We start from the raw sequence: 21,298 nt of genomic DNA, 5'->3' as shown, positions 1-21,298 counted from the left end.
GTCTTACGTCATCAATACTGCACGATATTGTTGAATATTTTTCAGGGTCTGGCCGGTGCCGCGAACCACGGCGCGCAGCGGATCGTCTGCCACGTGAATGGGCAATTTGGTCTTTAAGGCCAGGCGCTTGTCGAGCCCGCGCAACAAAGCTCCACCACCCGTCAGGTAGATGCCACGTTCGTAGATGTCGGCCGACAATTCCGGAGGTGAGGTCTCCAATGCTTTCAATACGGCTTCTTCCAATTTGGAAACGGATTTGTCGAGGGCGAAAGCAATTTCAGAATAGCTGATCTTGATGGTCTTGGGGATACCGGTCATAAGATCGCGACCGCGGATCTCATAATCCGGAGGGCCGTCGTCCAGTTCCGTCAGGGCAGAACCTACTTCGATCTTTACTTTCTCGGCAGAGCGCTCACCGATCAGCAGGTTGTGCTGGCGGCGCATATAGTCCAGGATGTCGCGGTTAAACGTGTCGCCGGCGACGCGGATGGACTGGTCGCAGACGATCCCCGAAAGGGCGATCACCGCGATGTCGGTCGTTCCTCCACCGATGTCAACGATCATGTTGCCGATGGGCTGCTCAATATCGATACCCGTGCCGATGGCTGCGGCAATGGGTTCATAGATCATGTATACTTCCTTGGCGCCGGCGTGTTCAGCCGAGTCGCGCACGGCACGCTTCTCCACTTCGGTGATGCCCGAAGGAATACAGATCACCATGCGGTATGACGGTGGGAAGAGGCGTTTGCCGGTGTCGATCATTTTAATGAGACCGCGGATCATCATCTCGGCCGCCTGGAAGTCGGCAATCACGCCTTCTTTCAAAGGGCGGATGGTCTTGATGTGATCGTGGGTCTTTTCATGCATTTGCATGGCCTCCCGGCCGATGGCCAGAACCTTCGTGTTCACTTTGTCGAGCGCGATGATGGAAGGCTCATCGACTACGATCTTATCTTTGTAGATAATCAGGGTGTTTGCAGTGCCCAGGTCTATCGCGATATCGCTGGTGAAGAAGTCAAAAAATGCCATGTATGTCTTTTGCCTATTGTTAAAAGTGGTGAACGCCTGATATACTGGAGAGTAAAACGCAAAATTGCATTTAATTTACCAAATTAAAGATTTACGCTTCAAAAATGTAAGTTTTTTAGCGCCAGTAAAAATAATTTATCGCTCTTAACTTACACTCGAAGAAGTAATCAACAACTACAACATTATTAGTGTTTGAAGTGTCGGATGCCGGTGAAGACCATGGCCATTTGGTGTTGGTCACAAAAGGCGATCGAATCCTGATCCTTCACCGAACCCCCGGGTTGAATGACCGCCCTGATACCGTGTTGTTGAGCAATTTCCACACAATCCGGGAAAGGGAAGAATGCATCCGAAGCCATCACCGCTCCGTTGAGCGTGAAACCAAACGCCGCCGCCTTCTCGATGGCTTGCTTCAAAGCGTCCACACGCGAGGTCTGGCCCACACCGCTGGCCACCAGCTGTCCGTCTACTGCCAGGATGATCGTGTTGGACTTGGTGTGCTTGCAGATCTTGCTGGCAAACAACAGGGCGTCTACCTCCTGGGCGCTGGGCGCGCGCTTCGTCATCACCTTCAAATCTTCCCGGGCGTCGGTCTTTAGATCGAGATCTTGCTCGATCACACCGTTGAGGATGCTCTTATATTGAATGGTCTCCTTCAGCGACTGTTTTTGTAGCAGCAGCATCCGGTTCTTTTTAGACTTCAACAAGGCCAAAGCGTCCTCGTCGTAGGCCGGGGCGATGAGAATTTCGAAGAAAAGTTTGTTGATCTCTTCGGCTGCGGCCAGATCGATCTTCGTGTTGGTGGCCAGCACACCGCCAAAAGCGGAGAGGGTGTCGGCCTGGAAAGCTTTCAGATAGGCTTCCTTTACAGTGGGGGCTACCGCCACGCCACACGCATTGGTGTGTTTGATGATAACAAATGCTGTCTCGCCCTCAAATTCCTTGACCAGGTTCACAGCGGCGTCGACATCGACCAGGTTATTATAAGAAAGCTCTTTGCCATTCAATTGCTCGAACAAACCATCGAGGTCGCCATAGAAGGTCCCCCGCTGGTGGGGGTTCTCGCCGTAGCGAAGCGTGCGACCATCCGGGATGCTTTTCTTGAAACCGGGGAATTGGAATTCCTGGTTGAAGTAGTTGAAGATGGCCGTGTCGTAATGCGACGTGACATCGAAGGCCATGGCGGCAAACTTTTTCCGCTCGGCCAGGGAAGTCGTGCCGTTGCCCGACTGCAGCAGGCTCAACAGGGCGCCGTATTGCTTGCGCGACGAGACGATGAGCACATCCTGGAAATTCTTGGCTGCCCCGCGGATAAGAGAAATGCCACCGATATCGATCTTCTCAATAATATCTTCCTCGCTGCCGCCCTTGGCCACCGTTTCTTCAAAGGGATATAAGTCTACGATGACCAGGTCCAGGGGAGCAATGTTGAATTCCTGGGCCTGTTTCAAGTCGCCAGAATCTTCACGCCGGTAAAGAATTCCTCCAAAAACGGCGGGATGCAGCGTCTTTACGCGGCCTCCAAAAATGGAGGGATAGCCCGTGAGTTTCTCCACCGGCACTACGGGGTAGCCGAGCTTCTCGATAAACTCTTGCGTGCCGCCGGTCGACACAAACTCCACGCCTTGCTTGGCCAGGGTGTGAACGATGGGTTCCAGATTGTCTTTATAGAAAACAGAAATGAGGGCGCGGGTGATCTTGCGGCTGGACATGGAAGTTTATGAGATTAAAGCGTTTACAAATCGAGGTGCAAAAGTAGGCGTTGCGCAACGAAATAGAAAACGGCCCCGGGAAATTTCCAGTACCCTTCAGTCAAGCCCTCGGGGGCATTATCCAGGGAGGTAATCCGACTCTTCGTATTCCTCAAACTCGATCGTGAAATCGTCGGCGTCCATGAACGCCGGGAAGCGGTCGCGGAAGGCCTGGAGCGCGTTGGCGCTGAGTTCGGTGGTGCGGATGGCTTCCATGCCTTCGTTCGTGTAGATCGTGTCGCCTTTGGGGCCGATCACGGACGAGTGGCCATTGTATTCAATACCCTGCCCGTCCTGGCCGATGCGGTTCACGCCCACGATGTAGCTCAGGTTTTCGATGGCGCGGGCCTTTAGCAGCGTGTCCCAGGCGTCGATGCGGGTAATGGGCCAGTTGGCCACATAGATGGCGGCATCATAGGAAAGTCTTTTCGACGTGAGGTCCCACTTGTTGCGGCTCCATACGGGGAAACGCAGGTCGTAGCAAACCAGGGGGCAAAGTCGCCATCCGCGCCAGGTGCCGATGAGCAGGCTCTCGCCGGGCGCATAGGTCTTATGTTCGTTGGCCATCCGGAAGAGGTGGCGCTTGTCGTAGGTCTTGAAATTTCCGCCGGGTTCCATCCACAGCAAACGGTTGTAGTAGCGGTCGTGTACCGTCACAATATAGCTGCCCAGGATGAGCGCGCCGGTTTGATCGGCCATTTGCTTCATCCATTTAAAGGTGCGCATGTTCATGTGCTCGGCATATTTCTGTGCCGACATCGTGAATCCGGTGGTAAACATTTCCGGGAGCACGATCACGTCTGTCGAGCCCGTGATCTGCCAGATCTTCTCCTCAAACGCCGACAAATTGGCGTCAACGTCTTCCCAATGAATATCCGACTGAATTAAGGTGATTTTTAAGTCGTGCATGGCAGGTGTAAAATTATCCGGACCGCAAAGAAAACAAATGCTGCGGGAAATGCGAAGCGCTTTTTGGCCGTCGCAGAGAAAGCGTGTAAAATCGGCGGACAGCCACGTTTTGGGGCCTTTTTATTTTTTGCGCCCCGGGCCGTTTGGAGATTGGTTCCGTTTCCGGGACGGGTCTAAAGTTTCCGGAGAATTTCGCAGGCTTTGGCCAGCGTCTCTTCCTTTTTAGCAAAGCAAAAACGCAGCAGTCGGTTGTCGGTCTTGTCCTGGTAGAAAACGGAAACCGGGATGGCGGCGACCTTAAATTTCTGCGTCAGCTCCTCGGCCATGGCCACGTCGGGTTGTGAGGAAATGCCGCGGTAGGAAACCAATTGAAAATACGACCCTTTGCAAGGCCGCGGCTCAAAGGAGGATCCCTTGATCTGTTCCAGGAAGAAATCGCGCTTTTGCTGGTAGAAGTCGCCCAGCCGTTCGTAGTGATCCGGGGTTTGCAGGTATTCCGCCAAAGCCAGTTGTACGGGGGTGTTCACCGAGAAGGCGATAAACTGGTGAGCCTTGCGCACTTCCTTCATCAGCGCCGAAGGCCCTACGGCATAACCCACTTTCCAGCCGGTGGCGTGAAAGGTCTTGCCAAACGAGAATACGGCGAGACTTTGTGCCGCCAGCCCCGGATAGCACAAAACGCTTTGGTGGAGTGTGCCGTCATAAATGAGCCTTTCATAAACCTCATCGCTCACCACGAGCAAATTGTGCTGCAAGGCGATGCGCTCCAATTCGAGCAGGTCGGCGGCTGACAACACCGCGCCACTGGGATTGTGCGGTGTGTTGATCATGATCATGCGCGTGCGCGACGTGATCTTTTGCCGCACTTCCGCCCAATCGATGGAGAAGTCGGGCTGACGCATGTGGAGGTGCACCGGGACGCCTCCGTTCAAACGGATGGCCGGATTGTAAGAGTCATACGAAGGATCGAACAACAAAACCTCGTCGCCGGTGGTGATGAAAGCGGCAATGATGGAAAAGATAGCTTCCGTGGCGCCGGGCGTGACGGTGATCTCCGTTTCCGGATCAACGCTACGCCCATACGTGCGCCCGATCACAGACGCTATCGCGTTGCGCAGTGCCACAGCACCGGGCATAGGTGCATATTGATTGTGGTCTTCCACCATGTAGCGATGCACCAGCTCGATGATCTGGCGATCGATGCTGAAATCGGGGAAGCCCTGCGACAGGTTGATGGCACCATAGTCGAGGGCCATCTTCGACATGACGGTGAAGATGGAGGTGCCAACGTCGGGTAAGCGCGAGGGGATATTCATGGGCAGCGGAGAGGTTGCCACGACATTATTTTTTCAAGGGCGCGGCGATCCGGTATTCCGTGTCCACCTTGCCTTTGGAGATGTCGGCCAGCTTTCCCTTCAGCAGTCTTTTCTTCAGCGGCGTCAGGTAGTCGACGAACATTTTTCCTTCGATGTGGTCGTATTCGTGCTGGATGATGCGGGCCTTCATGCCGTCGTAATGTTCTTCGTGGGCCACCCAGTCGGCGTCGTAATATTTGATGGTGAGGCTTTCCTTGCGGGTTACTTTTTCGCGGATGTTTGGGATGCTGAGACAGCCTTCTTCATATTCCCACGGCTCGCCGGTTTCTTCCACCATCACTGGGTTGATGAAAACCTTCTTGAAGTCGGCCATGGCTGGCTCGTCGTCTATGATGGTGCCATCGACCACAAACAGACGGATGCTTTTCCCGATCTGCGGTGCGGCCAGCCCGATGCCACTGGCATTGTGCATGGTCTCATACATATCTTCAATCAACTGGTGCACGTCCGTGCCATGCTCCAGGTTACTCGCCCGCTGACGCAGCACCGGATCGCCGTACATGATAATAGGATAAATCATGACGCAAAGGTAATAACACATTTAATTCCCTCTCGCTCACGAAGATACTTTTAGGGCAAAATCTTTTTCCGGAGCAGGCCCGAAAGGAGGAGGGACTAGCGCTTTGCCTCCAGGAAGGATTGCAGGATAATGGTGGCGCTGATCTTGTCGACGTTGCCCTTTTGCTGGCGGTCTTTTTTCTTCATCCCCCCGTCGATCATGGCGCGCATAGCCATGCTGCTGGTAAACCGTTCATCGGCCAAATGGACGGCCTTGTCGGGGAAAGTTTTTTTCAGCGTCTCCACAAACTTCCGCACCAGCGGCGCAATGGCCGAGTCTTCGTTCAAAAGCGTTTTAGGCATGCCAACCACGAACTCGTCGACGGTTTCTTTTTTTGCGTAGTTTATTAAGAAGGTCAGCAATCCTGAAGAGGCCACGGTCTCCAGGGGCGTGGCAATAATGCGCAAGGGATCCGTCACAGCAATGCCGGTGCGCTTGGTGCCATAGTCGATTGCGAGAACCCTACCCATTGAGATGTGCGTTGAGCTGGCAAGCTACAACAAAACCTTGTGAAGTAATTCTGGACGATCGCAAAAGCACGTCGTTCCGCAGGCACGTCCTTTCTCTGGCTTCGAACGATTTCAAGGAACCCCGTGGATAGCGCAATTCGATCGGGCAGCATTTGATGACACCACGAGGCAATCAGTGCTTGCAGGGTTTTGTTTTGTGTGATGTTTATCCAGGGTATGGACACTCAAAATTATGGATGTGTTGAATTGCGGGCGCAGAGCTTTAGGAACTTATGCCCGCGACATCGGTGTTTGTCGGGTTTCCTTTTAATTCGTGTGAAGCTTATCCGGTTCTGTGCACTCGAAGTTCTGGATGTCTTGAACTGCGGGCGTAGTTCTTAAGACAGCTTGTGCCTGCGACATGACGTGCGGCTCCGGGGTTCTCCTGATTACTTTTTATAGTACAGTTGCACCAGCCCGGAGGGATATGTAATACTATCCATCAACTTAAAAGTTTTTCGCTCATTCAACTTCCGGAACAAAGGCAACCCCTCGCCTAACAGCAACGGATGTACCGATAGCATCAACTCGTCTACGAGGTCATTCTCCAGTAACGGATGGATGATTTCCGCACCACCAAACAACCAAATATTCTTTCCCTCTTTTTCTTTCAATGCTTCCACAAACTCAGGAATGTCTTCGCCGGTGAACACCACATTCGCATAAGGCGTAGATTTTTCGGTTCGCGTGAATACGTAATTCGTGTATTCGGGATACGGTGCGCCATACTGCAGCAGAAGCCGATATGATTTCCCGCCCATGACAACGGCGTCGATGCTGTTAAGGAAGTTGGTCATGCCGTAGTCGGCGTCGGCCAGGCACCAGTCGTATTCGCCGTGGGGACCGGCAATGAAGCCGTCGAGGCTGACGGCCAGGTTCAGAATCATTTTTCGCATAGTAGGTTAAGGAACGGAACTACAACGTTGGAGATGCGTGCGTCATTATGTTTTTCGACGAAAGTTTTACGGCGGTGGATATACAGAATGAGCCGCAAAATAATTTGCCGCAATTCGCGGTAGGAAGTGCCGTCAAATCTGAAACTGTTGACGTGTCGTTAATTCAGTTTGGCTTTTTCGAAGAAGGAAGTCTTCACTTTGCTTTCCAGGGCCATGGCCTTGGGGAAGAGGATGTCGTTTTCGATGCGGGCGTGGGTGATGAGGCTTTTTTCGAAGCCTTTCAGTTCGTTATATAAAACTTTTACGTGCAGCGGAGCCTGCGGCGTGAGGGTATAATCTTTTGTGATGTTGCGGATGCCTTCCATTTCGTCGTCGTGGGCCTCGTGTTCCATGGCGAATTTTTGGACGGAATTTTTTTCCATCAGGTAATACAGCTTCGTGGGCAGGTAGCGGCCTTTCGTCGCGCGCTCCAACGCCTGGATGTAGCTGAAAAGCGTATCCTCTTCTTCGTAGATGTGGGCGATAAAATCTTCGACGAACAGCGGGAAAACAATTTTCAGGTCGCGTTCCACCGTCCGGAAATCTTCATGGTTTGCTTTGAAGCTCTCCACGAGTCGCGCGATGTAGGGAAGTTTATGCTTGATGAATAAAAAATGCGAATGCTTCAGGTATTCGATGATGAGGTCGATCGGATAGGAAACCAGCGGCAGGTCGGCTTCCTGGAGATGCGACGGCGCCTCCATTTCGCGGATCACCTGGTCAACTTTCAGACCGCGTTGCTGGCACACCTGGTCCAGGGTGAGCTCGGAATATTCGTAGAACCGGATACCAAAATAAAACAGCACATAGGCATGGACATAGTTGCGGTCCACCAGTTCCGAAATGCGCGTATCTTTTAGGGCTACCTTGCTCATGATTCTTGTAAAGATAAACGAAAATTCGTGTTTCTGGCGACTTTTTGCCCCCGAAGAAACAGATTTAACACGGCCCATTCTGAGACGGATTAGGATGGAGCCTCCTGGCCTGGGAGTCCTTCCCGGCACAATTTGTGCGCGGACTATTGAGTTTGGCCGCCAACATTTAATTTAGCGGCTCGTTATTACTTTTTATTTACTTACGAGATGACGGAGAATAGCAATTCAAAATATCAGATCAGGCTCCCCCTGGTGCTGTGCCTGGGCCTCGCGGCGGGTGTTTTTGTGGGAGCGCGCCTGAACACACCAAAGGGCTCCAGCGACGTGGGCAGCGACGTCCAGAAATTTCGCGAAGTGCTCACCCAGATACAAAACGACTATGTGGACACCGTAAACACCAGCGAATTGGTGGACGACGCCATCCAGCACATGCTGAACAAGCTCGACCCCCACTCGGCCTACATCAACGCGACCGACCGCATCGCCGCAAACGAAGACCTGCGCGGTAATTTCGATGGCATTGGCGTGGAGTTCAACATTTTTCACGACACCATTGTGGTGGTCTCCGCACTCAGCGGCGGACCTTCTGAAGCACTGGGCATCCAATCCGGTGACAAGATCATTAAAGTGGACGATAAGCTGCTGGCCGGCATCGGCGTTCAATCACCCGATGTGATGAAGGCACTGAAGGGACCGAAGGGAACCGAAGTGAAGGTCACCATCCTGCGCGGCAGTAAGGAGATCGACTATAAAATTGTGCGCGACAAAATTCCGCAATACTCTGTGGACGTGTCCTACATGGTGGATGCACAAACCGGCTACATCAAGGTGAATCGCTTTGCCGCTACCACGTTTGAAGAATTCCACGAAGCCTTAAAGAAATTGAAAGAAAGTGGCATGAAACGGCTGGTGCTCGACCTCCAGGGAAATCCCGGCGGCTACATGAACATGGCCATCGACATGGCAGACGAATTTTTGTCGGAAGGAAAGAAGATCGTGTTCACCAACGGCAAAGAGAAAAAATATAACTCCGAAGCCATGTCGACAGCACGGGGCGATTTTGAGACCGGGCCGCTCATCGTGCTGGTAAACGAAGGCAGTGCCTCCGCTTCCGAGATCTTGTCGGGCGCTTTGCAAGACAACGACCGCGCACTCATTGTGGGCCGCCGCAGCTTTGGCAAAGGATTGGTGCAGTCGCCCTTCGACCTCAGCGATGGTTCCGAACTTCGACTGACCATTTCGCGCTACTACACCCCGACAGGCCGCTCCATTCAAAAGCCCTATGAGGATGAGGATGAATACTCCCGCGACATCATCAGCCGTTACAACCACGGAGAATTCTTTCACGCCGACAGCATCCGCTTTAACGACTCGCTGAAATATGTCACACCGAACGGTCGCAGCGTCTATGGCGGGGGTGGCATCATGCCCGACTATTTCGTGCCGCTCGACACCACGTTGAACAGCCATTACCTCAACGAACTGTATACCTCCACATCCATCCAGGAATATACCTTCGGCTATGCCGAAACGCACAAGGATGAACTCCAGAAAAAAGGATTCCAGAGCTTCCTGAAAACCTTTGTTGTTTCCGACGACATGCTGGACGGCCTCGTGAAAGTGGGCGAACGCAACAAAGTGAAGCCCGACCGCAAAGAGCTTCGCTTGAAGAAGAAACTGTTCCAGGTTCATATCAAGGCGCAGATCGCCCGGAAGCTGTGGAACAACGAAGGCTTTTTCCAGGTGATGAACGAAACGAACGAGATCCTGCTGCAAGCCATGAAGCTCTTCGATCGCATCCCTAATGAACTCGATCGCCGGAAAATGTGATCGGCGAAAAATAAAATTCAGCAAGATCCCGGTATGATCCACATGCCGGGATTTTTTATTTGGTAAAAGTTGAAATTACAGAACAGTCTTCCGATTGGTGGGAACGCACGGCGCGATTGTTTATTTTTGATAAACTAACCTTCGCGCCATGTACTATCATCGTCTGGGCCAGATTCCGCCAAAGCGGCACACGCAGTTTCGTCAACCCGATGGAAGCTTGTACAAGGAAGAAGTGGTCAGCTCTGAGGGATTTTCGGGTATATATTCCATCCTGTATCACACGCATCCTCCCACGCGCGTGAAGCAAGTGGGAGAGGCCGTGAAGTTCGGCCCCACGCGCATCGACGAATACTCGCTCCGCCACACGCACCTCAACACCTCCAAAGTGGAAACCACCGGCAGCGACTATCTCGACGCCCGCAAGGTGTTGCTCATGAACAACGACTGCTCCCTCTCCATCTGCGCCCCCGCAAAGCGCACGATGGACTATTTTTATAAAAATGCAGAAGGCGACGAAGTGATCTTCGTGCACGATGGTGCCGGAACATTGATCTCCCCCTTTGGCAAATTGGAGATCCGAAAAGGCGACTACGTGGTCATTCCCCGCACCGTCATCTATAAACTTGAATTTGAAGAAGGGCCATTGCGTTTGCTCATCATCGAATCGGCCTCACCGGTGGAGACGGTGAAACGCTATCGAAATCAGTTGGGACAATTACTCGAGCACTCACCCTATTGCGAACGCGACATTCGTCCACCCCACACGTTGATGAACGACACCAGCAAAGGCGATTTTCTGTTGAAGATTAAGAAACAAGGTTACTTACATCATTATGTATACGATTACAGCCCACTGGACTTGGTAGGTTGGGATGGATTCTTGTGGCCTTATGCTTTTTCCATACACGACTTCGAGCCGATCACCGGCCGGCTGCATCAGCCGCCGCCGGTGCACCAAACGTTTCAAGGGCACAATTTTGTGATCTGTTCGTTTGTGCCGCGGTTGTTCGACTATCATCCCCTGGCGATCCCTGCGCCCTATAATCATAGTAACATCGATAGCGATGAAGTGCTTTATTACGCCGAAGGAAACTTCATGAGCCGCAAAGGCATCGAGCGCGGTTCGTTCACGTTGCATCCGGGCGGCTTGCCACACGGGCCACACCCGGGAACCGTGGAAAAAAGTATCGGCGCAAAAGAAACACACGAGCTGGCGGTGATGCTGGACACGTTCAGACCACTCTTCCTGACCACCGACGCCCTGGCATTTGTCGATAAAAACTATCCGATGAGTTGGACGGAGGGGTCTGGAAATTTTAATGAGGTGAACGCACCCTAAACCAGCGCCATCCGTTAATTTTCCGGTAAATACATTTTTGATGAGCGCCAAATACGTGAAGACCATACAGATCCGCTGGGCGGATATCGATGCCAACCGTCACCTTCGTCACTCTGCCTATTACGACTATGGGGCCACCTTGCGCATGATGATCCTCAGCGAAAATGGCCTCACCACGGAGAAGCTGGAGCAGCTTCAGATCGGCCCCGTGCTGTTTCGCGAGGAGGCCATCTTCCGGCGTGAGATCCGGTTGGAGGATGTGATCACGGTGGACGTAGAACTGTTAAAAGCCACTCCCGACTACAGCCGCTGGAGCATCCGCCACAATTTCCTCAAGGCCGACGGCTCGCTCGCCGCCGTCATCAACATCGATGCGGCCTGGATCGACATGGTGAAACGCAAGCTCACCGTGCCCGACGAATTCATTCAAAACATCTTTGCCAATTTCCCCAAGCCCGACGACTTTGAGTTTATCGTGAAGAAGACTTAGGCTGAGCCAAGGACCCATTCCTCGATCACGCGCGGATAATGCGCATACTCCAGCCGGTGCACCTGTTGCGCGATGGTCTCGGGTGTGTCTTGTGGACCAACCGGGCAAGACGCCTGGAAGATCACACGGCCTTCGTCATAGTGCTCGTTCACCAAATGGATGGTGATGCCCGTGGCGATCTCGCCTTGCTCCTTTACAGCCTCGTGTACTTTCATGCCATACATACCTTTGCCCCCGAACTTGGGCAACAAAGAAGGGTGGATATTGATGATGCGATCCGGGAAAGCGTCCGTGAGGTAGGCAGGAACCAGCCACAAAAAACCGGCAAGCACCACGTGGGTCACCTGTTTCTGCTGGAGCCATTCCAACACGACCTGGGATTCTTTGTAGTCTTTACGCGTAAAGACCGCGGTGGGGATGTTGAATTTTTCGGCGCGCTTCAACGCGTACGCTTCGGGGCTGTTGCTCAGCAGCATCACCACCTCCACACGGGGGTGATGGCTGAAGTGTTTCATGATCTCTTCTGCATTTGTTCCGCTTCCGGAAGCGAAAATGGCGATTCGGAATTCTTTCGGCATGAGGACTTGGCCCCGTCAATGATTGGGGGCCGCAAGATCGCAGAAGATTTTCAAACAAAAAATTTCGGGGAAGGCCTAAATGAAGGCCATGCTGGAGATGCCCAGCAGCATAATGACCTTGCAAAAAGCGCTGAGCCAGGCAAAGTCCTTTTTCATGTCGGCCCGAAGCAAACGGTAGAACAACCACAGCAAGGGGAGGAACAAGAACACTACATAGTATTGGAGAGGAAGTGCCTCGTACAATACATTAAGCGCAAACACGGTAGCGGAAAAAATGGCGAGAATGGCATAGATGATCACTTTCGTCCGGCGCATGCCCAGCACGATCGGGAGGGTTTTGCATCCGAAGGTATTGTCGCCTTTCAGGTCTTCCATATCCTTGATGATCTCGCGGACCAGGGTCATAAAAAAAGCAAAGACAGCATAGATGATGACCATCGCACTGTGCGCGCCGTAGTAGAGATCAACGACGTAAATAGAAAGCCCCGTGAGCATCGCCACCATCAGGTTGCCCACAAAAGGCAGGCGCTTCAGGCTGTTGGAATAAAGCCACAACAAAAAAACGGAGAACACATTCACCGCCCCGATGCGCCACGACAAGATCAATCCCAATAAAATGCCCGCCGACGAAAGGACCACGTGAAAAAGGATCGCATACCGCCGCGTGATCTGCTTGCCGATCACCACACGCTCGGGTTTGTTGATGTAGTCGATCTTTACATCGTAATAGTCGTTGATAATATACCCCGCCGCCGCTATACACACCGTTGACAGGGAAAGAATGGCCAGGTGCAGGTCGGTGAACGTCTGGGGGCCGATCAAAAAGCGGGCAGTGAAATATTGTGCGAAAGCAATGATCACAAGGTTCCCGAACCGTGTCAGCTTGAACAACGATTCTACAAAAGTGCTAACCTGTGAGAGTTCCTGTGCCATGGTCGGGGAATAGCCGGGTAAAAATAACTACGAATTGCGACCGGCAAAGGGTGTGAAGAATTTAGTTTTTTTATCTACGGCTTCCTAGAAACAGCAACGGCCCGGAAACACAAGGCTCCCGGACCGCTTTTACCTATTTAAACCAGTACCAATTAGTTATCAACCGTTATCGTATAGGTTCTTCTGAACGTGGTGATGGTGATGACATTGTCACACTCGCCATCGCCGTAGTACACCGTTCTTTTGCGGACACTATAGCCGTTCAGCTTGGTCATCTCCACCACGCCCGACACGCGGGCAAAGTTGCCCTGGGCAGCACACGACCAGTCGGCGATGATGGGCTCCACAATTTCTTGTGTGAAGCTGCGACCGGTGGTAGACTCGCCGGTAACGGTGCCCGTGATCTTGTATTTGTTGTTCGTGGGATCGTCATCACCGGCGCCGGCCAACCATTCCCGCGTGCGGCTACCATTGTAAACCACCTTCTGGCCGTTGGGGAACGTGATGGTGAGGTCCTTCAAGCGCTTGGTAGATTGCAGATTGCCGTCGGCGTTGATGGACACGTCGCGCAACTCGATGGTGCCCGTCACGCCTTTGTTGTTGACAAAAAAGTCTCCGAAGGTGATGATGCGGTTGGCAATGCTGTCGCCAACTTCTGAACTATACGCGATGAAGATCTTTCCTTTTCTTTCGCGTCCGTAGGGGCCCACGCAGCCGTCGCCAAAGTCGATGGTGATGATCTTGTTCACTTTGTCATTGGTCACCGTAGCGCACAGGGTGTTTTTCACCCGGCCGCCGGAAACACTCAACTGGTGCTCGCCTTGGTAGGCCATTTCCAGGGCATCGTCGGAGGCGTCTTCGCCTTCGGAGGAGGTCTCCACGGCTTGTTCCTCTTCGGTGTCTGTTCCCTGTTGCATATCTTCATCGCGATTACACGACACGGCCAGCAGCCCCACGAGCATCATTGCGCCGTATGTTGATTTTAAGAAGTTCATTTTCATTTTTTTGTTTATGGTTAAGCTCTTGTTATATAAACTACAGAACCCACACCTTGGCCAAGTTTGGAATTCGATGGAATGCAGCGTTTGCTGCGGGAAATCTTTCTTTGTCGGGAAAGATGTTGCTTAGAGGATGGTGGAGGGCAAAGGTTTAATGACGATTAAAAATTTTTTTCAAAACGATTTGAATCGTTGGAAATGGGCGTTTTATGGCCTTGTTATTTTTCTGAGGGGAGAAGCTGCGATAGAGAAAACTTTGATGGCTTTTTTAATGAGGAATTGATAAGGATTATGACGGATCTGGGTTTGTGCACTGAGCGTGCTGTGGGATAGTCGGTCTTTGTGCGCAGATTTTTTGTCGCATTTCATAGCTCCGCTCCGGGGCCGCGGGGGCCCCGCATGTTCCCATCAGGGCTTAACCCTATCCGCACATGCCACTACCAGGCCGAAGATAGGCTTAGGCCATGATGGGAACATGCTGGAATTGGTGTGGGTGTGGGTTGGGGTGAGGGTGAGGGTGAGGGTGAGAGTGAGAGTGGGGGTGAGGTTGGGTTGTGAGTGACGGGGGAGTTGGGCTTATTCTTTAACAGGATGGATTTGCTTTGAAGATGGTTCGGGGCCTCGTTTTACCAGGAAGGATGTTGCTACTAAGGAGATGGCCCCGGCAACGATCATGATGAAGGTTTGCCAGCCGTGGAAAATAAACGTGAATGCTACGGCGTCACTTTGTGGGATGGCGTACAAAAAGACAAGGCCTTGCGGCACCAGTACGTGATAGGAACCCGTGCCTCCTGGCAACGGTGCGGCCATGGCAATGGAGCCGATGGCAAACAAACTGAGCACGGCGTGAAAGCCCAACTCACTCGTGGCCGGGAACGCTTTTATGACGGCGTAGCTCATGGCGAAATACAATAACCAGATGAGTACTGAATGAAAAATGAATAGCCCCTTGTTCTTCAATTTGAAAACCGACAACACGCCGTCTTTAAAGCCATGCCACGTCTTCATCACCCAGGCATTCACTTTTTTATTTTTCCGGATGAACCAGATGCCTGCACTGCCCAGCACCACCAAGGCGCCCAGCAAGTAAAGCAACACGGTATATTTCGATTGGTGGTCACCCTGCCCGATGGGCAGCGTTTCGATGAACGCAAATAATTTTTGCGACTCGAGTATAAAAGAAAAAGCAATGAGAATGAGCAAACACAAAACATCCACGATCCTCTCCAGCACCACCGTGCCGAAGGAGATTTCTACCGGGATCTTATCGAGTTTGTAAAGATTGTAGCATCGCGACACTTCACCACCGCGGGGAATGACCAGGTTGACGAGGTAGCCTACCATCAAGGAAAAAAAACTGTGGCTCAGTTTCGGAGACTCCCCCAGCGGGGTCAGTAACATGCGCCAGCGCTCGGCCCGCACCACGTGACTGGCCATGGCGATGACGGCCATCAGCAACAGCCAGCCCTTGTGGGCGCTGTCCCACGTATGTTTCAGATAGTCCCATTTATTCTCGCCTTCGGCCACGTGGAGACCACGGAGTGAAAACCAGATGAGCAGCGCAGTTGCTGCCAGGATAAACATGTATTGGAGGAACGTCTTGAGGCTGGAAGACACGATTTGGAATTAAAAATTTCCGCTCAAGGTAGTTTATTATCGGGAGTTGGGAAAATAATGGTCGGTTTGAAGGTTTTGGCCTTCTCGAATTTCATGGACGCATAAGAGATAATGATCACGATGTCGCCGACCTGGGCCTTGCGTGCAGCAGGTCCGTTCAGACACACCATGCCCGAGCCTCTTTCGCCTTTGATGACATAGGTCTCCAGGCGCTCGCCATTGTTCACGTTCACCACGGCCACTTTCTCGCCTTCGATCATGTTGGCGGCGTCCATCAGATCTTCATCGATGGTGATGCTGCCCACATAATGCAATTCCGCTTGCGTGATCTTGGCGCGGTGAATTTTCGACTTTAAAACTTCTATTCTCAAGGTGCTTAAAGTTGGTTGTCTCTAAAACTATAATGGCAAAAGAAAAGTTTGTTGCGCATTTTCACTTACAAAAACAGGTTGTCGATCAAGCGAATCTCACCGGCATAGCCGGCAATGCAAAGGATCACTTGCCCGGCGTTTTTAACGTTATCTAAAACCGTTAAGTTTTTGCTGTCGGTAGCCTCGAAATATTCCAGTCGCATACCCGGTTCCTGGTCGACCATGCTTTGCACACGTTTTCTTACGTCGGCAACGTCCTGGCCGCTGCGGAGGGCTTCGCGGGCATAGGATAACGCTTTATAGAAAATTGTTGCGTGAGCCCTTTGTTGAGCGTCCAGCCGCAAATTGCGTGATGACATAGCCAATCCGTCTGCTTCGCGCATGGTGGGCACATAGTGGAGTTCCAGGCCGAATTTTAATTCCTCTACCAGCGTTCTTATAACAGCGAATTGCTGCCAGTCTTTTTGACCGAAATAGGCATGGTGAGGCTCCACGATATTGAACAATTTGGAGACCACGAGGGCTACACCGCTAAAATGTCCTGGCCGGAATTGACCTTCCATCACTTTGTCAAGATGGCCGAAATCAAATTTAATCCGGGAAGGCTGATCATACATTTCTTCGGTTTCGGGGCAAAAAACGGCATCGCAACCAACTTTTTCTAACAAAGCCACATCCTTGTCGAGGGTCTTGGGATATTTCTTCAAATCCTCGGGATTATTGAATTGGGTGGGGTTGACGAAAATGGTGGCGACGGTGACTGAATTCTGGGTTTTAGAGGCTTCTACCAGCGAAATGTGGCCCTTGTGTAGGGCGCCCATGGTGGGCACCAGACCAACGGTTTTACCGGCCAGTTTGGCGCCTTTTAGGAATGCTTTGAATGGGGCTATCTGCTTGAAAATCTCCATTTTAGGCCATTTTGGCAAGGGGCGCAAAGATATAGGGAAAACTGAAAATAAGTTGATCAAGGGGGTAATTTTTTGTACTTTTGTGGCTCAATTTTTCATTCTACTTTAAATTCAATCAATATGTCAAAACTTCGAGTTCTTTATGTAGCCAGCGAGATCAACCCGTTTCTGCAAACCTCCGAAGTAGCGGACTTTGTGCGCAAACTTCCACAGGCTATGCAGGAAAAGGGGATGGAGATCAGGATTCTGGTGCCGCGTTTTGGGATTATCAATGAGCGTAAGAACCGGTTACATGAAGTAGTGAGGCTGTCGGGTATCAATATTGCGGTGGGAGACGAAGAAAAGCCGTTGATCATTAAAGTGGCTTCTATTCCGAATGCTAAGCTTCAGGTCTATTTCATCGACAACGAAGATTATTTTCATCGCAAGTCGGTTTTCCACGATAAAGAAAACAACTTCTATGAGGACAACGACGAGCGCGCAATCTTCTTTTGCAAAGGGGTGATCGAAACGGTTCGCAAATTAGGCTGGGCTCCCGATGTCGTGCATTGCAACGACTGGATCACCAGCTTCATTCCGCTGTACCTGAAAACCACTTACAAAAACGACCCGTTGTTCAAAAACGCAAAAACGGTTTTCACCATCTACAATAATTCCTTCTCTCACAAGTTTAAGGGAGACATCATGGACAAAGTGAAGATGATGGACATCGAAGACAACATGCTGGGCAACCTGAAGACCGCCGATTTCGAAGGCTTCATCAAGCTGGGTGTTGAGTTTTCCGATGCGGTGATCGTGGCCGGGGAGAACAAGAAGCTGGAAGGCCTGTTCAAGAAGATCAAAGAAAAGAAAGTTGAAAACTTTGATAACGACGAAAACTCAACCGAATCGTATTATAATCTCTATAATGAACTTATGGGTTAACCGTATAGGGCAACTGACCATATTGGCAGTTGCCCTATTTTTTTTAGCGTGCCAGGAAGACGTCAGCCTTCTCGGATACAAAAATCCAAATTCAAATCTTAAAGTTTCCTATGTTGAAATACCGATAGCCAGCAGCGTGCTGCTGATGGACTCTATCCGTACGAGCAACTTCACCTATTCCGGTGAAACCAACAGGCTGTTGGTGGGAACTTATAACGACGAGGTCTTTGGCAATATCACGGCTTCCGCATTCACGCAATACTTCACCAACACAGCAGACACGCTGAGAGGCTCCGCTGTGTTCGACTCCGTGTCGTTGCGTTTGAAATACGACTTCTATACGTATGGAACGGCGGATGGATCAGGACAGTCTCTTTCGGTCTATGAACTCGATAACCCGATCGATACGCTGGGGTATTATGTCAATCACTCCAACATTCCGGCATCGGCCCTGTTGGGCACCAAGACTTATGGCGTGAACAGCACCGACTTCAAAAAATTTGTCACCGACGGAAAAGACACGATCATTACGCTGAACGTTCCGTTGGAGTCTAGTTTTGGAGAACGGATTTTCAACAGTGCGTTGGAATACCGAACACAATACATCGAAGCCAAAGCTGCAGGTAAAACGGCGGCGGAGATAGGGAAACTGATGTTCATCAATCCTTCGAAGTTCTCGCAACAATTCAAAGGCATCGCCATCAAGCCAAACAGCGGCGATAAGATCGTGGGTTTTGATCCTACTTCGGCGGAGTCGCGGATTATTCTGCACTATCATGATGCCAAGGATGACAGCCTGACCATGTCGCTCCCGTTGACCACCGTTTACGGGTTTAACCAGATCAAAACGGATCGCTCCGCTACTGTCCTGGGTGAGGTCAACGACTTCTATAACGACTACTTGGTGGACAACGATAATCGTTATGTTCAATCCGGAACCGGGGTGGTGACCAAGCTGGACTTCAGCAAATTCTACGAGTTTGCCGACACGTTGAAGAACTCCGTGATTCACTCTGCGGAAATGGTGATCGAGAATGTTCAGTCGTCGCCCGTCAACCTGCCGCCCGCAGGCCTGTCGTTGCGCATGCTGCTGGACAACAATCATTTGAATAAATTCGATTCAAAAAATGCGCAAGATCAAATCGACTTGCAGTATTTCTCATACTTGTCGATCCAGGCAGCCTTTGCCCGCTACGATAATGCCGCCGGTGGTGTTCCGCCCATTGTGGAAAACGACAATGCGTTTTTTGCCGCCGGAGATCAGATCGCCTTCTTGCCCTATTCCAGCACCAACGCTTCCTACAAGGGATTGTGGACCTTGTTCTTTCAAAGATTAGCAGAGAAAGATAGCCAGAAATCGCGCTTCAAATATTTTGCGCTCTACCCCACCGGTAGCAAGACGCTGAACCGCGCGGTGTTCCCGAAGAATAGCATTAAGTTGAAAGTGTTCTATACTAAATCGACAGCCGTCGCAAACTAAGACCTTATGTGTGGAATTGTTGCTTACATTGGCCATCGTCAGGCCCACGAGATCATTATAAAAGGATTGAAGCGTTTGGAGTACCGGGGCTACGACAGCGCCGGCATTGCCTTGTTGAACGGGAGCCTTAGTGTCTACAAAAAGAAGGGCAAGGTTTCGGACCTTGAAAAATTCCTGCAGGACAAACCCCTCAACAGCAACATTGGGATGGGCCACACACGCTGGGCAACCCACGGCGAACCCAACGACCGCAACGCGCACCCGCACTATTCGGCCAGCGGCAAATTGGCGATCATCCACAACGGCATCATCGAAAACTATGGTGCGTTGAAACAGGACCTCATCAACAAAGGCCACACGTTCCTCAGCGACACCGACACCGAAGTACTCATCCATTTCATTGAAGACATTCAAGAACACAACAACGTCGCGCTCGAAGAGGCCGTGCGGCTTGCCCTTACCAAAGTGGTGGGTGCCTACGCCATCGTAGTGATGTCGCTGGAAGACCCTTCGCTGTTGATCGCCGCCCGCAAAGGCAGCCCGCTGGTGTTGGGCATCGGCAAAGACGAGTTCTTTATGGCCTCGGATGCCACCCCCATCATTGAATACACGAACGAAGTGGTGTACCTGAACGATCAGGAGATCGCCGTGATCAAGAATGGCGAACTGAGCGTGAAGAACACAGCCAACTTGCCCCTCACCCCTTATATTCAAACCATCGACCTGGAGTTGGAGGCCATCGAAAAAGGCGGCTTTGAACACTTCATGTTGAAAGAAATTTTTGAGCAACCCCGCTCCATCCGCGACTGTATGCGCGGTCGTCTCGATTCCACCCAAGGCCGCCTGGTGCTGGGAGGCTTGAGCGAATACATCACCAAGCTGGTGAATGCAGAACGCATCCTGATCGTGGCCTGCGGCACGTCGTGGCATGCCGGTCTGGTGGCGGAGTATTTCTTCGAAGAGTTCTGTAGAATTCCCGTGGAGGTAGAATACGCTTCCGAGTTTCGTTATCGCAACCCCGTGATCCGCGAAGGCGATGTGGTCATTGCCATCTCGCAATCCGGTGAGACTGCCGATACATTGGCGGCGATCGAGTTGGCCAAGTCGAAAGGCGCCATCATCTTTGGGGTTTGTAACGTCGTAGGTTCTTCCATTGCCCGCGCAACGCACGCTGGCGCATACACACACGCCGGCCCCGAGATCGGGGTGGCCAGCACGAAGGCCTTCACCGCGCAACTCACCGTGTTGAGCATGATCGCCCTCTCGGTAGCCCAACGCAAAGGCACCATCACCGAGCAGAAGCTTCATGAACTGCTGGTGGAAATGGAGACCATTCCCGCCAAAGTGGAAAAAGCATTGTTGCTAAACGACGAGATCAAAAAGATCTCCGCGCTCTTCAAAGATTCCCGCAACTTTATCTACCTCGGCCGGGGCTACAATTTCCCCGTGGCCCTCGAAGGTGCACTGAAGCTGAAGGAGATCTCCTACATCCACGCCGAAGGCTATCCCGCCGCCGAAATGAAACACGGCCCCATCGCCCTTATCGATGAGGAGATGCCGGTCGTGTTCATCGCCACGCGCGATAGCTCGTACGAGAAAGTAGTATCCAACATTCAGGAAGTGAAGGCACGGAAAGGCCGCGTCATCTCTGTGGTCACGGAAGGGGACAAACTAATTCCTGCCATGTCTGAGTTTGTTGTGGAGGTACCTGCCGTGCACGATGCGTTGATGCCGCTGGTATCGGTGATACCGTTGCAGCTGTTGTCGTATCACATCGCGGTGATGCGCGGTTGCAATGTGGACCAACCTAGAAATTTAGCGAAGTCTGTGACGGTGGAATAAATCGTCAGGATCAAATAAAAAAGAGAGGCTGTCTTTTAAAGGCAG

20 protein-coding genes are annotated in these 21,298 nt (G+C 51.7%); 6 read left to right on the top strand and 14 right to left on the bottom strand.

What is annotated here, in order from left to right; all coding sequences use genetic code 11:
• Positions 1–3: 3 nt before the first annotated feature.
• The 8 genes from BUB30_RS13835 to BUB30_RS13795 form a co-directional block, all read right to left on the bottom strand.
• On the bottom strand, positions 4–1,029 hold the full coding sequence (locus BUB30_RS13835; protein WP_073134508.1) for a rod shape-determining protein: 1,026 nt from the start codon (positions 1,027–1,029) through the stop codon (positions 4–6).
• A gap of 185 nt (positions 1,030–1,214) precedes the next feature.
• The gene (gene purH, locus BUB30_RS13830; RefSeq protein ID WP_073134507.1) at positions 1,215–2,741 is read right to left on the bottom strand and encodes a bifunctional phosphoribosylaminoimidazolecarboxamide formyltransferase/IMP cyclohydrolase; all 1,527 of its coding nucleotides are present in this window, start codon (positions 2,739–2,741) and stop codon (positions 1,215–1,217) included.
• Positions 2,742–2,858: 117 nt separating this feature from the next.
• Entirely contained in the window at positions 2,859–3,689 is an 831-nt protein-coding gene (locus BUB30_RS13825) for an amidohydrolase (protein ID WP_073134505.1), read from the bottom strand.
• 173 nt (positions 3,690–3,862) lie between these two features.
• Complete coding sequence (locus BUB30_RS13815) at positions 3,863–5,026, bottom strand: methionine aminotransferase (RefSeq protein ID WP_178377101.1); 1,164 nt, start codon at positions 5,024–5,026, stop codon at positions 3,863–3,865.
• Positions 5,027–5,030: 4 nt separating this feature from the next.
• Entirely contained in the window at positions 5,031–5,585 is a 555-nt protein-coding gene (gene def, locus BUB30_RS13810) for a peptide deformylase (RefSeq protein WP_073134501.1), read from the bottom strand.
• A 95-nt stretch (positions 5,586–5,680) separates the two neighbouring features.
• A complete protein-coding gene (ruvX, locus tag BUB30_RS13805; protein ID WP_073134499.1) occupies positions 5,681–6,094 on the bottom strand; it encodes a Holliday junction resolvase RuvX in 414 nt (137 codons plus the stop codon).
• A 428-nt stretch (positions 6,095–6,522) separates the two neighbouring features.
• The gene (locus tag BUB30_RS13800) at positions 6,523–7,029 is read right to left on the bottom strand and encodes a dihydrofolate reductase family protein (protein WP_073134497.1); all 507 of its coding nucleotides are present in this window, start codon (positions 7,027–7,029) and stop codon (positions 6,523–6,525) included.
• 158 nt (positions 7,030–7,187) lie between these two features.
• Positions 7,188–7,943 carry a hemerythrin domain-containing protein gene (locus BUB30_RS13795; RefSeq protein ID WP_073134496.1) on the bottom strand — a complete coding sequence of 252 codons (756 nt, stop codon included), beginning with the start codon at positions 7,941–7,943 and terminating at the stop codon, positions 7,188–7,190.
• Positions 7,944–8,150: 207 nt separating this feature from the next.
• Between BUB30_RS13795 and BUB30_RS13790 the strand changes: the two genes are divergently transcribed.
• The 3 genes from BUB30_RS13790 (at position 8,151) to BUB30_RS13780 (ending at position 11,602) form a co-directional block, all read left to right on the top strand.
• Entirely contained in the window at positions 8,151–9,773 is a 1,623-nt protein-coding gene (locus BUB30_RS13790; protein WP_073134494.1) for a S41 family peptidase, read from the top strand.
• 148 nt (positions 9,774–9,921) lie between these two features.
• Positions 9,922–11,112 (top strand): homogentisate 1,2-dioxygenase, encoded by a 1,191-nt coding sequence (locus tag BUB30_RS13785; protein ID WP_073134493.1) that lies wholly within the window; start codon positions 9,922–9,924, stop codon positions 11,110–11,112.
• 40 nt (positions 11,113–11,152) lie between these two features.
• Positions 11,153–11,602, top strand: a complete 450-nt coding sequence (locus BUB30_RS13780) for an acyl-CoA thioesterase (protein WP_073134491.1) — start codon at positions 11,153–11,155, stop codon at positions 11,600–11,602.
• On the opposite strand, the gene purN is transcribed toward BUB30_RS13780, so the two are convergent.
• The 6 genes from purN to panC all read right to left on the bottom strand — a co-directional run bounded on the left by purN (position 11,599) and on the right by panC (position 17,007).
• Positions 11,599–12,180, bottom strand: a complete 582-nt coding sequence (purN, locus tag BUB30_RS13775; protein ID WP_073134489.1) for a phosphoribosylglycinamide formyltransferase — start codon at positions 12,178–12,180, stop codon at positions 11,599–11,601. The two genes, BUB30_RS13780 and purN, sit on opposite strands and share 4 nt — an antisense overlap.
• Before the next feature lie 75 nt (positions 12,181–12,255).
• Positions 12,256–13,113 (bottom strand): geranylgeranylglycerol-phosphate geranylgeranyltransferase, encoded by an 858-nt coding sequence (locus BUB30_RS13770; protein WP_073134488.1) that lies wholly within the window; start codon positions 13,111–13,113, stop codon positions 12,256–12,258.
• Positions 13,114–13,265: 152 nt separating this feature from the next.
• Positions 13,266–14,108, bottom strand: a complete 843-nt coding sequence (locus tag BUB30_RS13765; protein ID WP_143164897.1) for a hypothetical protein — start codon at positions 14,106–14,108, stop codon at positions 13,266–13,268.
• A 579-nt stretch (positions 14,109–14,687) separates the two neighbouring features.
• The gene (locus BUB30_RS13760) at positions 14,688–15,728 is read right to left on the bottom strand and encodes a lysylphosphatidylglycerol synthase transmembrane domain-containing protein (protein WP_073134485.1); all 1,041 of its coding nucleotides are present in this window, start codon (positions 15,726–15,728) and stop codon (positions 14,688–14,690) included.
• 23 nt (positions 15,729–15,751) lie between these two features.
• Positions 15,752–16,099: an aspartate 1-decarboxylase gene (gene panD, locus BUB30_RS13755; protein ID WP_073134483.1), complete on the bottom strand. Its 348-nt coding sequence runs from the start codon at positions 16,097–16,099 to the stop codon at positions 15,752–15,754.
• A gap of 65 nt (positions 16,100–16,164) precedes the next feature.
• Positions 16,165–17,007 (bottom strand): pantoate--beta-alanine ligase, encoded by an 843-nt coding sequence (panC, locus tag BUB30_RS13750; RefSeq protein WP_073134482.1) that lies wholly within the window; start codon positions 17,005–17,007, stop codon positions 16,165–16,167.
• Positions 17,008–17,127: 120 nt separating this feature from the next.
• On the opposite strand from panC, the gene BUB30_RS13745 reads away from it, so the two are divergent.
• From BUB30_RS13745 to glmS, 3 genes are read left to right on the top strand one after another with little or no spacing between them, the layout of a single operon-like run.
• The gene (locus BUB30_RS13745) at positions 17,128–17,931 is read left to right on the top strand and encodes a glycogen/starch synthase (RefSeq protein WP_073134480.1); all 804 of its coding nucleotides are present in this window, start codon (positions 17,128–17,130) and stop codon (positions 17,929–17,931) included.
• The gene (locus BUB30_RS13740; protein ID WP_084138077.1) at positions 17,915–19,411 is read left to right on the top strand and encodes a DUF4270 family protein; all 1,497 of its coding nucleotides are present in this window, start codon (positions 17,915–17,917) and stop codon (positions 19,409–19,411) included. Before BUB30_RS13745 ends, BUB30_RS13740 begins: the two co-directional genes overlap by 17 nt.
• A gap of 6 nt (positions 19,412–19,417) precedes the next feature.
• Positions 19,418–21,253: a glutamine--fructose-6-phosphate transaminase (isomerizing) gene (glmS, locus tag BUB30_RS13735; protein ID WP_073134476.1), complete on the top strand. Its 1,836-nt coding sequence runs from the start codon at positions 19,418–19,420 to the stop codon at positions 21,251–21,253.
• Positions 21,254–21,298 lie beyond the last annotated feature (45 nt).

It is taken from the genome of Chryseolinea serpens (genome assembly GCF_900129725.1).
Taxonomy (GTDB): Bacteria; Bacteroidota; Bacteroidia; order Cytophagales; family Cyclobacteriaceae; genus Chryseolinea; species Chryseolinea serpens.
The sequence above is the reverse complement of the archived record's forward strand: the minus strand, read 5'-3'. Positions and strand labels throughout refer to the sequence as shown.

Excerpts from the sequence above, each read along its gene's own strand:
- BUB30_RS13825 (WP_073134505.1), bottom strand. The coding sequence starts at position 3,689 with ATGCACGACTTAAAAATCACCTTAATTCAGTCGGATATTCATTGGGAA.
- BUB30_RS13740 (WP_084138077.1), top strand. The coding sequence starts at position 17,915 with ATGAACTTATGGGTTAACCGTATAGGGCAACTGACCATATTGGCAGTT.
- BUB30_RS13800 (WP_073134497.1), bottom strand. The coding sequence starts at position 7,029 with ATGCGAAAAATGATTCTGAACCTGGCCGTCAGCCTCGACGGCTTCATT.
- BUB30_RS13745 (WP_073134480.1), top strand. The coding sequence starts at position 17,128 with ATGTCAAAACTTCGAGTTCTTTATGTAGCCAGCGAGATCAACCCGTTT.
- ruvX (WP_073134499.1), bottom strand. The coding sequence starts at position 6,094 with ATGGGTAGGGTTCTCGCAATCGACTATGGCACCAAGCGCACCGGCATT.
- BUB30_RS13790 (WP_073134494.1), top strand. The coding sequence starts at position 8,151 with ATGACGGAGAATAGCAATTCAAAATATCAGATCAGGCTCCCCCTGGTG.
- BUB30_RS13770 (WP_073134488.1), bottom strand. The coding sequence starts at position 13,113 with ATGGCACAGGAACTCTCACAGGTTAGCACTTTTGTAGAATCGTTGTTC.
- def (WP_073134501.1), bottom strand. The coding sequence starts at position 5,585 with ATGATTTATCCTATTATCATGTACGGCGATCCGGTGCTGCGTCAGCGG.
- BUB30_RS13780 (WP_073134491.1), top strand. The coding sequence starts at position 11,153 with ATGAGCGCCAAATACGTGAAGACCATACAGATCCGCTGGGCGGATATC.
- BUB30_RS13835 (WP_073134508.1), bottom strand. The coding sequence starts at position 1,029 with ATGGCATTTTTTGACTTCTTCACCAGCGATATCGCGATAGACCTGGGC.
- BUB30_RS13795 (WP_073134496.1), bottom strand. The coding sequence starts at position 7,943 with ATGAGCAAGGTAGCCCTAAAAGATACGCGCATTTCGGAACTGGTGGAC.
- BUB30_RS13785 (WP_073134493.1), top strand. The coding sequence starts at position 9,922 with ATGTACTATCATCGTCTGGGCCAGATTCCGCCAAAGCGGCACACGCAG.
- BUB30_RS13765 (WP_143164897.1), bottom strand. The coding sequence starts at position 14,108 with ATGAACTTCTTAAAATCAACATACGGCGCAATGATGCTCGTGGGGCTG.
- purN (WP_073134489.1), bottom strand. The coding sequence starts at position 12,180 with ATGCCGAAAGAATTCCGAATCGCCATTTTCGCTTCCGGAAGCGGAACA.
- purH (WP_073134507.1), bottom strand. The coding sequence starts at position 2,741 with ATGTCCAGCCGCAAGATCACCCGCGCCCTCATTTCTGTTTTCTATAAA.
- panC (WP_073134482.1), bottom strand. The coding sequence starts at position 17,007 with ATGGAGATTTTCAAGCAGATAGCCCCATTCAAAGCATTCCTAAAAGGC.
- glmS (WP_073134476.1), top strand. The coding sequence starts at position 19,418 with ATGTGTGGAATTGTTGCTTACATTGGCCATCGTCAGGCCCACGAGATC.